Source organism: Xanthomonas fragariae, assembly GCF_900183975.1.
Lineage (GTDB): Bacteria > Pseudomonadota > Gammaproteobacteria > Xanthomonadales > Xanthomonadaceae > Xanthomonas > Xanthomonas fragariae.
Genome location: NZ_LT853882.1, coordinates 935389 through 947864, shown reverse-complemented (window position 1 = coordinate 947864; position 12476 = coordinate 935389). Strand labels below are relative to the sequence as shown.

Sequence of the window (12476 nt, the reverse complement as noted above, 5' to 3'; positions counted from 1 at the left end):
TTTCCGGCTCCTTATCCACAAGAGGCTTCCGAGCTAAGCCTCTCAGCTGATCCCTGCCATTGACCAATATCGCAATGCTGCGCCAATCCGCAGTACGTTTCTGTTCCGGCATGCACCCGAGCAAGTATTTCCTGGACCGTCGGATGCATATGAAACTCGCCACCTAGACTGATCGCATGCCAAGCGAAGAGATCAAGGTCTGCGGTACTTCGCAAACCTGCACTCCAAGCGACCGTCATTGCACGACTGGCTGCGCTCAACTGTTGCCTGGAAGGCTCTCGCCCGCTACGCGATGCGCGAATCCATGCTTGATTCAAAGAACCGATGGTCTGCAGCTTCGGCAGCACATCTGGCCCGAACTGGAAGCATGGCGGCCGAGACGCGGCTTCCTGGCTTTCATGAGAAAAGTCCTGGCTCCTGAGTACGGTGAGATTGCCTCGGCGATCCCGATACGCCCATGTATCTATCTGTCTAAGCCAGGACGCCCGCTGCTCTTCGCTACATATTTCCCAGACCAAATCGGTGATCAATGGATCGTAGTAGCGGATCCATCGACGAGACGTTTCGCCGGTGAAGCGCGTGAGCGCGAGCCTGGAGATGTTACACGCCACCTCCGGCGCTGCCTTCTTGCTGAATATCCACGCTGCAACGCTTTGCGTTCGCCCGCGTCTCAACTGCCCCAACTGGGCATTCTCGCAGGCCATCTCGGCGGCGAGCGCCGAAATATAAGCATGCATTCCTCGATCAAGATTCAGCGTAAGCAAGCAAGGCCAAAGGTTCCCAGGTATTTTCTCGATCCTTATCGGTGTTACGGACAAGCCTTCATTTTTAATTATCTGCTGCAATGTGGACCATGAACTATCGCTTTGCTGAGGGGGCTGCAACAGCAGATGGCATTGCGCATCGGGCACGCCTTTCAATAGACCCTGGATTTCTTCGGCCAAAGATTCAGCAATCTCTTTGGCGGCATTCGACGGCTCTGAGGGGTGGGTGCTCGACATTGCCTACTACTCGATCTTCGCAGTGGCGTCGTAGCGAGCCAAAGCATTCATAACGCTAGGCTCGCAGCCCTTGAAATTGCCTTTCGGGATTTCAGTCGAAACGCTCCCCCCCTGCGGCCCCGTCCACACCCGATTCCCGCCCTTGAACTCGATCGTCCCCGGCGCGCCCAGTTCGATGTCGTCGCCGTCCAGCTTGATGTAGGCGCCGGCCGCCGTGGCCAGCAGGTGCTTGGTCGGGGCGGCGATCTGGACGTCGGCGGTGGTGCTGACGATGCGGACCTGGGTCTTGGCGGCGAGCTTGGCCAGGTTCTTGTGCGCGCGGGCGCTGAGCGTGCCTTGCGCGGCGTGCAGGGCGATGCCGCGCTCCTGGTTGGGGCTGCCGGCGACCGGGGCGCTGCCCTGGGTGTACAGCACCAGCCCGCCGGCCACCGCCAGCACCAGCTGCGCCTGGCTGGCCCAGTTCAAGGCGGTGCCGGCCAGCAGCGTGGTCTGCGTGCCCGACACCCATACCTGGTCGGCCGGGGTCAGGCTCATCACGCCCGCGCTGCCGCTGCCCAGCAGCGCCGGGCGGCTCCAGCCCGGCGCCTGGCCGTCGGCGCTGCCACCCTGCGTCGCCTTCAGGCTGGCCTGCAGGGTCTTGAGCCCGTCCTGGGCGGGGAGGCGGTCCGGGTCATTGGGCAGCTGCGCCTGCTGCTGCCGGGCCGCGTCGGCCAGCCCCTGCAGCAGCTGCTCGCCCTGTGCCAGCTGCGCCAGCGCCTGGCTGGCCGCCAGCTGCTGCTGGCCCGGCTCGCTGCTCAGCAGCAGGCCCTGGCCGGCGCGCACCGCGCCGTAGGCCTGGGTGGACAGTTCCACCCCGTAGCCGCGCTCGCCTTCGCGCAGGTTGTCGCTGCCGCCCTTCAGGTGGCCCAGGGTCAAGGTGCTGGCGTGCTGGGTGGTCGACAGCTGCGCGCGGCCCTGGCCGGGGGTGTCGTCCAGACGCAGCTGCTGGTAACCGCCGGTGCCGTCCTGGCTTTGCGCCAGCGCCTGGCTCTTGAACCCGGTGAACACCGCGCCGTGCGCGTTGCCCTGGAACCACGCCGGCGCATTGCCGGTGGCCCCGGCCCCGCCGCCGCCGACCTGGTTGTGCGCCGCCTCGTCCTGGCCGCGCCCGTTGTACACGCTGCCGATCACCACCGGCCGGTCGATGTCCCCTTCCAGGAACCCCACCAGCACTTCCTGGCCCTTGCGCGGCAGCACCACCCCGCCCCAGTTGTCGCCGGCCCATGGCGTCATCACCCGCACCCAGGTCCACGCCGACGCGCTGCCCGGCGCGCTGCCCGGCGCGTTGTCCTCGCCCCCCGGATGCGCCAGCGCGCTGCTGGCGTCGGCACCGCGCTGGAACGGGAACTGCACCTTGATCCGGTGGTCGCGGTCGGACTGCACCGGGTCGCCGTCGCTGACCACGATCGCGCTCAGCGTGCCGGCCACCGTCGGCTTGGGATGCAGGCGCACGCCATGGCCGTCCTCGGTCTGCGGCCGGTACGTCGCCGTCGCCGGCAACGCGGTGAACTGGTTGCGATAGAACGCCACCTCAGCGGCGTCCTGCGCCGGCGCATACCCGCCGCCCAGGCCCGCCAACGCCGGCGGCAGCGGCGCGCCGGCCACCGCCACCGCGCCCAGCGACTGCTCCAGCGCATCGAATACGTCCGCGCCCAGGTTGTTGCGCGCCTGGTGCCGCACCTGCAGGCACAGGAACCGCGCATCGGCAGCCACGCTCGCATGCTGGCGCAGCCCGAAACGCGTGCCCGGCGCCAGTTGGCGCCAGCTGCCCTGGCCCTGGATGGTCTGCGCCGCCACCTGCTGCGCATCGAGCTGCTGCTGCGCGCGGCGCTGGCCGCGCGTGCTGTCCTGCCAGCCATAGGGGCCGGCGGTGTCCACGTCCTCGGCGCCGATGTCGCCCAGCGGCGTGGCGTCGGCGCCGGCCGGGCGCAGGCTGCGGCTGCGGTAGTCCCAGCTGGCCCGCGACAGCGTGGTCGGGCGCCAGCGACACGACCGCACCCACTGCTGCACGCTGTCCTGCTGCTCGGTCACGTCGGTGCGGTGATAGCGCACCGTGCCCAGCTCGGCGAAGGCGTGGTTGTGGTCCGACAGCACCAGGGTGTGGCTGCCCAGGCACTCGCTGCCGGCATCGCCGGCATGCGCGAACCAGACATAGATCCCTTCCTCGGCCAGCAGCCGCTGCACGAAGGCCAGGTCGGTCTCCTCATACTGCGTGGTCAGGCTGCGCTTGGCGTACACGCGGCGGTCGGCCAGCTCCCAGCGCCAGGCCGGCGCCAGCGCGCCCTGCTCGGCGTAGTCGGCGAACACGCTCTCGACAATCTCCACCACGCTCAGGTCCTGGAACACGTAGCTGTCCACACGCTGGCCCAGCAGCGCCAGCCACGGCTCGATCGTCAGCCGGTAACGCGCCAGCCCGCCGTTGCTGCCGAGCCGCTCAAACGCGGTGACGTGGCCGTGGAACGGGCGCAGCGTGGTGCGCGATTCGGCGGTGAGCAGTTCCAGCAGCACCGGCTGGCAGAGCAGGTCGTCCAGCGGCAGGCCGGCGTTGGCCGATAGCGCGCTCACTTCGAAATGGAAGCCGCCGCCGTCGACCGACTCGCGGCCGTCCAGGGTCTCGGCGACCAGCACGTCGGGGCCCAGCGGGGTGTGCAGCCGTAGCAGGCGTTCTTGCTGGCCCGGCGCAGCCAGGGCGGAAAGAACGGTGGCGACTGGGTCCATATAAGCTCCTTGCAGGTGACGCCAGTCGCAACACGGCGGACTGGACGATGCGGCCGAGTCTAGCAAGGCGGGCGCGGTGGGACAGGCCCCCGACAGGCATCTATCGCCCGAATTTTGAGGTGACCATCGGGAAGAGGTAATTGAGGTAATGCGCCATTTTGAAGCGCCATATCTCCAACTATATCAAATACTTATTTCAATTTTTCAAAGGTAATAAGAGGGTAATGCGCAGGTAATGTGATTACTTTTTGGCAGGTAATTGGACCATTGAAAAAATTCCTTATACATCAATGACATTACCTTCTTGGAGCCGGCGAATTACCTGGGATTGATACGCCCAGGGTTCCGTAGACACTCAAGACCCTCGTTGCGCGTAGCGCCGTTTAAACTCTACAGGGGACAGGTCGCCAGTTGAACCGTGGCGGCGGTTGGGGTTGTAGAACATCTCGATGTAGTCGAATACCTCGGCGCGAGCGGCGTCCTTGGTGGAATAGGTCCGCCGCCTGATCCGCTCGCGTTTGAGCAGGCCGAAGAAGCTCTCCACGGGTGCGTTGTCGTGGCAGTTGCCACGCCGACTCATGTTGCACACCACGCCATGGGACGCCAGGAAACTGCGCCAGTCATCGCTGGTGTAGACAGACCCTTGGTCCGAATGAACCAGGCAACCAGCGTTGGGTTTGCGCCGCCACACCGCAGACAACAAGGCCTGCACGACCAACTCGGTGTCGGCCCGATCGCGCATCGCCCAGCCGACGACCTGCCGGGAAAACAGATCGATCACAACAGCCAGGTACATCCAGCCTTCATGCGTGCGGATGAAGGTGAAATCGCTCGCCCAGGCCGTGTCCGGCTCAGTCACGTCGAACTGTCGGTCAAGCAGGTTGGCCGCCGCCTTGCACTGCATTCCTCCATGGAAGCGCGGTTTGCGACCATAGCCCACCTGGGCACGCAGTCCCTCGGTGCGCATCAGCCGATGCACCCGATGGCGACTGCAACGCTCACCCAGATCGCGCAGATCCCTGGTGATCTTGCGATGCCCATAGACACTGCCGCTGGCCAGCCAGTGGTGCTTGATCAGTCCAAGCAAGCGCCCATCTTCCTTGGCGCGCTCACTGTTGGGCGAGCACAACCAGGCGTAATAGCCCGACCGGTTGACCCGCAATACCCGGCACATCGCACACACCCTGAATTCCCCACAGTGGGCTTGCATGAAGGCGTACTTTGCCCTTACCCCTTGGCAAAGTACGCGGCGGCCTTTTTTAGGATGTCGCGCTCCTCGGTCACTCGACGCAACTCTGCCTTCAGCCGCCGAACCTCGGCGCTCTGGTCCACCTCGGCGCGCTGCACCACGCCAGGCTTGCCGAACTTGCGCAGCCAGGCGTAGAGGCTGTGCGTGGTGACACCCAGTCGCTCCGCGACTTCTGCCACCTTGAAACCACGATTGGTCACTTGCCGGACCGCCTCGATCTTGAATTCATCCGTATACCGCTTGCTGCTCATGGACACCTCCGAATTGACCATTTTCCATGGCCTTGAGATGTCTAGGAAACCCTGGGCGTATCAGGTTTCTTCTTTCTGGTGGTGCTCTCGATCGTTGCGCTGATCCATGGCGTCTTGGCCATCGTCAAAGGCAACACCTCTGGGGGCTTACGCCTGGTCCTGGCTGCCTGGCTTGGATCAACCGGGGTTGGCCTGCTCTGGATGGGTGTCTATGCCCTTCTCTCTTCGCTCTTTTAATCAAGGAACGCGCATGTCTAAGGTTCGCCTGATCACCATTGGCCTGATGGTTGCCACTCTGGCTGCTTGCTCATCTGGTCCATCTGAGTCCAAGGCTGAGGAAGCTATGCTTGCCTATGCCAAGGCTAATGGTTCTGAGGATGCCAAGCTCACCAGCTTTAAGCTTGGGGAGTGTTCGAAATCTGATAATGGTGGCTACAACTGCCCGGTTGAATCGCATATCGTTGCGATGGGCGGCAATTTCGACCAAGATTTCAAGGGTGTTTTTACCTTTGCCAAGATCGACGGGAAATACAAAGTGGTGGGGACAGTGAGCCGCACGTTTTAAAATAAGTGCGAATAATTTCGTTCCAAAGCCCCGCAAGGGGCTTTTTTATTGGAATCGCCGATCGAGGCATATTTGGAAAGGGACCACCATCCCCATATTGACTAATCAAGTCGTGCAGCGCCATTTTCAGGCGATTCCTGTATGGGCTCGGGAATCACCTTGACTAGAGTTGATTCCGCATTATAAATCTGGCATGGGAAAAAAAACGACACCGACTGAGTATCATCTTACCAAGCATCTCGTTGACGAAGAAGAGCGCGCGTTCCGGACTAAAATGGTAGAAACAACTTATAAAGTCCTCAAAGCCAACAAAGTTCGCCCGCCTAAGCGCGTGAAGCACCTATCACAACTCTATGTCGATGGCCTGATTAGCGATAAAGAGCTAAGCGCGCTCTTGGAAGCCGGCATTCTGAAGTAGTTTTGATAGCGCAACAAATCTAACCCACTTATATAACATTGTTGGCGCACCCTTATATTGCCAGGGTTCTGCGATTTAGCGCAACAAAACAAACTGCATCAAAAATCGCATTTTTGACATAGCTATTGACAGCCATCTGCTCGACGTTAGTGTCGGACGCAGAAGGATATTCCATGCCCAATAACGTAAAACAAAGCACGACTTGCCGCTGCACTATCAGAAATCTACCTATTGGAAACACCATCATCGGCGAAATTACGGTGGAGGGCGTAGATGCGGCTCAATGCTTTGACAAGGTGCTTAAAACACTTACCAGAAGAGCACGACCGTAAAGGCCCAGGCTCTTCGGAGGGCAAGCCATCTCTCCAAACCCACCTGTTGTCCGAAGAAATTGAAGGCTACATCTCCGATCTAAAACGAAGGAAAGTTACACTGACACATATTCAATCGAGTGAGCAGACCCTTGGCATCATGCTCGCAGTTGTGGAAGATAAGACAATATCATCGATCACGAGCACGGATATACGCAACACACTGGATAACTAGTCGCCCCTGAAAAACCCCAACCACCCAACGACCGCAAGGCCTTGATGTCTGCACCGGCGTGCCAGAACTACCAGTGTTCGCTACGCTGAAGGCTGGTTTCTTGCAATTTTCACTCATGCGTACACGCCGTCCTGCTGCCGAAGAGATGCCTGCCGATGAGTTGTTTCGTTCGCGGCTGGAGAACCAGATCGATCTGCGTCATCCGCTGGCGCGGCTGAGCCAACAGATGCCGTGGACGGCGTTGGAGCAAGCACTTTCATCGCGCTTGCCGGCCACCCAGGCCGGTGGCGGTCGGCCGGCATTGCCGGTGCGGCTGATTGCCGGTTTGCTCTACCTCAAACACGCCTACGACCTGTCCGATGAAGCGGTGTGCGAGCGTTGGCTGGAGAATCCGTACTGGCAGTTCTTCACTGGCGAGGTCGTGTTCCAGACGCGCTTGCCGTGCGATGCCAGCTCGCTGACGCGCTGGCGGCAGCGCCTGGGTGAGGCCGGGATGGAAGAGCTGCTGGCGCACACCATCAACGCCGCGCATGCGATGCAGGCGGTGGACGCACGCGAGTTGTCGCGGGTGATCGTGGACACCACGGTGCAGGAAAAGGCGATCGCCTATCCGACCGACAGCCGTTTGCTGGAGGTGGCACGCAAGAAGCTGGTGTTACTGGCCAAGCGGCACGGCATCGGATTGCGGCAGAGCTACGCGCGGCAAGGCCCGGCCCTGAGCCGCAAGGCAGGTCGGTATGCGCATGCGCGCCAGTTCAAGCGGATGCGGCGCGTGCTGCGACGTCAACGCACAGTGCTGGGACGGCTCGTGCGCGACATCCAACGCAAACTCGATCAGGTAAACACCGGCGTGCGCGAGCGCATCGCTGTCTGGCTGGAACGTGCGCAACGGCTGTACACGCAGCGTCCGAAGGACAAACAAAAACTCTACGCATTGCATGCCCCGGAAGTGGAATGCATCGGCAAGGGCAAGGCGCGTCAAGCGTACGAATTCGGCGTCAAGGTCGGCATTGCGGTCACCGCCTGCAAGGGATTGGTCGTGGGTGCGCGCAGCTTCCCGGGCAACCCGTACGACGGCGATACCTTGGCCGAGCAGCTGGAGCAGACACGCGGGTTGCTGCAGGATGTGAGCGTAGAACCGACGGTGGCGATCGTGGACCTGGGCGATCGCGGGCGCGAAGTCGATGGCGTGCAGGTCCTGCATCGCGGCAAGGCCAAGACGCTGACGCGACGGCAATGGCGCTGGATCAAGCGACGGCAGGCGGTGGAGCCGGTGATCGGACATCTGAAAGACGACTGCCGGTTGCGTCGCTGCAGGCTGAAAGGTGCCCAAGGCGATGCGCTGCACGTGCTCGGCTGCGCCGCTGGCTACAACCTGCGCTGGCTGCTGCGCTGGATCGCGTTTTTGCGTGCCTGGATGCGGGCGATGAGATGGTCATCCTTGAGTACCGTGCCGCTGTCACCGACGGCACTTGGCGCTTGAAGGGGATTTTTCAGGGACGACTAATTGGACTCACCATGACCGCCACCATTCAGAGGAACCACCCAAAGGACCACTGTCCCCTTAATCGACTGTTCATAATTTTTCCGCTCGTAGGCACCTCCTCTATATTGCAGCTGTCCACGATTACTCAAGATTACCAAGCGCCCGCCTGGGACTTCGTCAACAAGCCTTCGCGTGTCCCCAAGACCCTTACCGCGCCCGCGTGCAGAGGTCCTTGTCCTCTCGATCTGCATCGCTGCCTCGATCATCCACGCGTCAGATCGGATGCGCCCTCTAGTCCCGAAATCCAGGAGGCGCACGAACGCCTCCTCTGGGTAAAGCATAGGTAAAGATTTAGGAATGCCAATCCCCAGGTCGCAGACTGCGACCACCAGATTGTCCTCGTCTTGCCGGCAGAACATCCACCATTTATCAGCAGGGGGTGCAGGCAAGCCGTCGCCTCGCGGAGCAATGTAGGCATGGTTGACAGCATTACCCATGGCCTCTGAAACGCCGCGGAACAGATGTTTGGCGCGCTCACTACCAAGTGACCTGTACGTCTCGATGAGTGAGCCAACCTGCACGCCGTCCACCATAGACGATGACGCAACGCGCCAAGAGATCACATCCGGACGTGAAGGCACCACTGAGCTCTCGTATCCCAGTAGCTGAAATATCTTCAAATGCTGGAGTACCTCCGCGACCGCTGGGTCTTTTGGAGGTATGCATCTGAGACCAAGGCCGGGATAAATCGACCGCAGCCTCTGCAACTCTGAGAAAAAGAGGAGGGTCGCACTAGCCACCATCAGCGTCGTCCGCCGGAAATCGATGACCAGCGCTTGACCTGACTGTTGGAAAGAAATTGCTGCTTTGCATAGTTGCTGAAGAAAGTAGACGACCAAGTCATGGTTGTGATTTTCCAAAGCAAACTCAACCGGGGCCACAATAGCGATGCCCTCATCGATCGTGAAGTCAGGCTGTCGGTGCTCTTCGCGACGCCTCCCAAGTACATAGGCCCTTCGAGTCCTTCGGGCCACTGCGCCCTCGCTCTCGCTAGGCCCCGCCATCGGTCCTTGATTTTCTTCATGAGCTCCCCTCCCCTCGCGTTATTTTCCCGAGATTTTTCCCGAGACAAAGAAAAACAGCCACTTGGCTTGCGCTAAGTGGCTGATTTAATTGGTGGGCCGTCAAGGATTCGAACCTTGGACCTATTGATTAAGAGTCAACTGCTCTACCAACTGAGCTAACGGCCCTGAAACTGATCGCACATTGTGCATGCATTTCTGCTTCGTTGCAACACTCCGCGAGGCATCGTGTACAACTTTCCTGCAATCACCTGCAATCAATGGGGTGGCTGAGGGGACTCGAACCCCCGACATCTGGAATCACAATCCAGTACTCTAACCAGCTGAGCTACAGCCACCACTGAAAACCTGTTTCCTTAACATACTACCGATGGCGCGCCCGACAGGACTCGAACCTGTAACCGCCGGCTTAGAAGGCCGGTGCTCTATCCGGTTGAGCTACGGACGCCCTGACCGAACTTCGCATTCCCACGCTGCCAAAAGCATCGGGAATGGTCGGGGTAGAGGGATTCGAACCCCCGACATCCTGCTCCCAAAGCAGGCGCGCTACCAGACTGCGCTATACCCCGGCGGGACCTTTCAAATCCCGAAGGCTCGAAAGGTCGGCTATTTTGAGAACGATTGGCCTCGCTGTCAATCACCGTGTGTAAATTAGATAATCCGGTATCCTCGCAACAACGCTCGTCAACTCGGCAAGCACCTACATTTCAAGGAGAACACGCATGCGTAGCGGTAACCCGGCCCTTCGGGAATCCACGTTTCTCGACCTCGGCTCCGGCTCGGTGGTCACGCGCGATGGTCAGGCGATGACCCTCAATGGCACCGTCAACAAAACGGGAGCGCTGTTGTTGATGGCTGTGCTCACCGCAGCGTTTGCCTGGTCGCGGTCGATCGGTGCCGACGGCATGCCGCTGCCTGCGGCCAAGCTGTGCATGATTGCCGGTGCGATCGGTGGCCTGGTGTTCGCTCTGGCCACCAGCTTCAAGCCGAGCTGGGCACCGATCACCGCGCCGCTTTACGCACTCGTGGAAGGCTTCTTCCTGGGTTCGATCTCGGCGGTCTATGAAACGCGTTTCAACGGCATCGTGTTCCAGGCGGTGCTGCTGACCTTCGGCACGATGTTCGCACTGCTGTTCGCGTATCGCAGCGGCATGATCAAGGCCACCGAGAACTTCAAGCTGGGTGTGGTCGCAGCAACCGGCGGCATTGCGTTGGTCTATCTGGCCACCATCGTGCTGGGCTTTTTTGGTGTGCGTATACCTTTCATCCACGATTCTGGCCTGATCGGGATCGGCTTCAGCCTGTTCGTGGTGGTCGTTGCCGCACTGAACCTGGTGCTGGATTTCGACTTTATCGAAAGTGTCGTGGAACAGGGGGCGCCCAAGCACATGGAGTGGTACGGCGCGTTCGGCCTGATGGTCACGCTGGTGTGGCTGTACATTGAGTTTCTGCGGTTGTTGTCGAAGCTGCAGTCGCGTAACTAGTCGCCCCTGAAAAACCCCAACCACCCAACGACCGCAAGGCCTTGATGTCTGCACCGGCGTGCCAAAACTACCGGTGTTCGCTACGCTGAAGGCTGGTTTCTGGCAATTTTCACTCATGCGTACACGCCGTCCTGCTGCCGAAGACAGACCCGCCGACGAGTTGTTTCGTTCGCGGCTGGAGAACCAGATCGATCTGCGTCATCCGCTGGCGCGGCTGAGCCAACGGATGCCGTGGACGGCGTTGGAGCAAGCACTTTCATCGCGCTTGCCGGCCACCCAGGCCGGTGGCGGTCGGCCGGCATTGCCGGTGCGGCTGATTGCCGGTTTGCTCTACCTCAAACACGCCTACGACCTGTCCGATGAAGCGGTGTGCGAGCGTTGGCTGGAGAATCCGTACTGGCAGTTCTTCACCGGCGAGGTCGTGTTCCAGACGCGTTTGCCGTGCGATGCCAGCTCGCTGACGCGCTGGCGGCAGCGCCTGGGTGAGGCCGGGATGGAAGAGCTGCTGGCGCACACCATCAACGCCGCACATGCGATGCAGGCGGTGGACGCACGCGAGTTGTCGCGGGTGATCGTGGACACCACGGTGCAGGAAAAGGCGATCGCCTATCCGACCGACAGCCGTTTGCTGGAGGTGGCACGCAAGAAGCTGGTGTTACTGGCCAAGCGGCACGGCATCGGATTGCGGCAGAGCTACGCGCGGCAAGGCCCGGCCCTGAGCCGCAAGGCAGGTCGGTATGCGCATGCGCGCCAGTTCAAGCGCATGCAGCGCGTGCTGCGACGTCAACGCACAGTGCTGGGACGGCTCGTGCGCGACATCCAACGCAAACTCGATCAGGTAAACACCGGCGTGCGCGAGCGCATCGCTGTCTGGCTGGAACGTGCGCAACGGCTGTACACGCAGCGTCCGAAGGACAAACAAAAACTCTACGCATTGCATGCCCCGGAAGTGGAATGCATCGGCAAGGGCAAGGCGCGTCAAGCGTACGAATTCGGCGTCAAGGTCGGCATTGCAGTCACCGCCTGCAAGGGATTGGTCGTGGGTGCGCGCAGCTTCCCGGGCAACCCGTACGACGGCGATACCTTGGCCGAGCAGCTGGAGCAGACACGCGGGTTGCTGCAGGATGTGAGCGTAGAACCGACGGTGGCGATCGTGGACCTGGGCTATCGCGGGCGCGAAGTCGATGGCGTGCAGGTCCTGCATCGCGGCAAGGCCAAGACGCTGACGCGACGGCAATGGCGCTGGATCAAGCGACGACAGGCGGTGGAGCCGGTGCTCGGACATCTGAAAGACGACTGCAGGTTGCGTCGCTGCAGGCTGAAAGGTGCCCAAGGCGATGCGCTGCACGTGCTCGGCTGCACCGCCGGCTACAACCTGCGCTGGCTGCTGCGCTGGATCGCGTTTTTGCGTGCCTGGATGCGGGCGATGGGATGGTCATCCTTGAGCGCCGTGCCGCTGTCACCGACGGCACTTGGCGCTTGACGGGGATTTTTCAGGGACGACTAACTAAGCGAGGAATGGGGAATCGTAAAAAGTGGATTTCTTGCGCGCTATGGTTTCAAACAAAAAGTAAAGGGGGCCTCGGCGCCCTTTCTTTTTTGCTGTCGCGGTGTCGCTCAGGACTTTGCGAACAACG

General features: G+C 60.9%; 9 protein-coding genes and 4 tRNA genes. 5 read left to right on the top strand and 8 right to left on the bottom strand.

The window, feature by feature from the left end; translation table 11 throughout:
* Positions 1 to 11: 11 nt before the first annotated feature.
* The 3 genes from PD885_RS04350 to PD885_RS04340 form a co-directional block, all read right to left on the bottom strand.
* Positions 12 to 1001, bottom strand: a complete 990-nt coding sequence (locus PD885_RS04350) for a DUF4123 domain-containing protein (protein WP_002807733.1) — start codon at positions 999 to 1001, stop codon at positions 12 to 14.
* Positions 1002 to 1007: 6 nt separating this feature from the next.
* Positions 1008 to 3758, bottom strand: a complete 2751-nt coding sequence (locus PD885_RS04345; RefSeq protein ID WP_088056669.1) for a type VI secretion system Vgr family protein — start codon at positions 3756 to 3758, stop codon at positions 1008 to 1010.
* A 355-nt stretch (positions 3759 to 4113) separates the two neighbouring features.
* Positions 4114 to 5258 (bottom strand): IS3 family transposase gene (locus PD885_RS04340; RefSeq protein ID WP_088057099.1). Its coding sequence is split into 2 segments (ribosomal slippage): positions 4114 to 5021 and positions 5021 to 5258, totalling 1146 coding nucleotides; the frame shifts between segments, so codons are not numbered across the junction.
* 250 nt (positions 5259 to 5508) lie between these two features.
* Here PD885_RS04340 and PD885_RS04335 point away from each other — a divergent pair.
* The 3 genes from PD885_RS04335 to PD885_RS04320 all read left to right on the top strand — a co-directional run bounded on the left by PD885_RS04335 (position 5509) and on the right by PD885_RS04320 (position 8270).
* Positions 5509 to 5823: a hypothetical protein gene (locus PD885_RS04335; RefSeq protein ID WP_002806651.1), complete on the top strand. Its 315-nt coding sequence runs from the start codon at positions 5509 to 5511 to the stop codon at positions 5821 to 5823.
* A 193-nt stretch (positions 5824 to 6016) separates the two neighbouring features.
* Complete coding sequence (locus PD885_RS04330; RefSeq protein WP_002806648.1) at positions 6017 to 6241, top strand: hypothetical protein; 225 nt, start codon at positions 6017 to 6019, stop codon at positions 6239 to 6241.
* A 661-nt stretch (positions 6242 to 6902) separates the two neighbouring features.
* Complete coding sequence (locus PD885_RS04320) at positions 6903 to 8270, top strand: IS5 family transposase (protein ID WP_065975382.1); 1368 nt, start codon at positions 6903 to 6905, stop codon at positions 8268 to 8270.
* 20 nt (positions 8271 to 8290) lie between these two features.
* Here the strand turns inward: PD885_RS04320 and PD885_RS04315 are convergent, their stop codons facing one another.
* From PD885_RS04315 to PD885_RS04295, 5 genes are all read right to left on the bottom strand, one after another.
* Entirely contained in the window at positions 8291 to 9193 is a 903-nt protein-coding gene (locus PD885_RS04315) for an ATP-binding protein (protein ID WP_145954071.1), read from the bottom strand.
* A 254-nt stretch (positions 9194 to 9447) separates the two neighbouring features.
* Positions 9448 to 9523, bottom strand: a tRNA-Lys gene (locus tag PD885_RS04310).
* Positions 9524 to 9616: 93 nt separating this feature from the next.
* Positions 9617 to 9693, bottom strand: a tRNA-His gene (locus PD885_RS04305).
* Positions 9694 to 9726: 33 nt separating this feature from the next.
* A tRNA-Arg gene (locus PD885_RS04300) sits at positions 9727 to 9803 on the bottom strand.
* 44 nt (positions 9804 to 9847) lie between these two features.
* A tRNA-Pro gene (locus tag PD885_RS04295) sits at positions 9848 to 9924 on the bottom strand.
* Positions 9925 to 10077: 153 nt separating this feature from the next.
* On the opposite strand from PD885_RS04295, the gene PD885_RS04290 reads away from it, so the two are divergent.
* A complete protein-coding gene (locus PD885_RS04290) occupies positions 10078 to 10839 on the top strand; it encodes a Bax inhibitor-1/YccA family protein (protein ID WP_002806643.1) in 762 nt (253 codons plus the stop codon).
* Between the two features lie 115 nt (positions 10840 to 10954).
* Entirely contained in the window at positions 10955 to 12322 is a 1368-nt protein-coding gene (locus tag PD885_RS04285; RefSeq protein WP_088056668.1) for an IS5 family transposase, read from the top strand.
* The last annotated feature ends 154 nt before the right edge of the window (positions 12323 to 12476 follow it).

Excerpts from the sequence above, each read along its gene's own strand:
- PD885_RS04350 (WP_002807733.1), bottom strand. The coding sequence starts at position 1,001 with ATGTCGAGCACCCACCCCTCAGAGCCGTCGAATGCCGCCAAAGAGATT.
- PD885_RS04345 (WP_088056669.1), bottom strand. The coding sequence starts at position 3,758 with ATGGACCCAGTCGCCACCGTTCTTTCCGCCCTGGCTGCGCCGGGCCAG.
- PD885_RS04335 (WP_002806651.1), top strand. The coding sequence starts at position 5,509 with ATGTCTAAGGTTCGCCTGATCACCATTGGCCTGATGGTTGCCACTCTG.
- PD885_RS04330 (WP_002806648.1), top strand. The coding sequence starts at position 6,017 with ATGGGAAAAAAAACGACACCGACTGAGTATCATCTTACCAAGCATCTC.
- PD885_RS04320 (WP_065975382.1), top strand. The coding sequence starts at position 6,903 with ATGCGTACACGCCGTCCTGCTGCCGAAGAGATGCCTGCCGATGAGTTG.
- PD885_RS04290 (WP_002806643.1), top strand. The coding sequence starts at position 10,078 with ATGCGTAGCGGTAACCCGGCCCTTCGGGAATCCACGTTTCTCGACCTC.
- PD885_RS04285 (WP_088056668.1), top strand. The coding sequence starts at position 10,955 with ATGCGTACACGCCGTCCTGCTGCCGAAGACAGACCCGCCGACGAGTTG.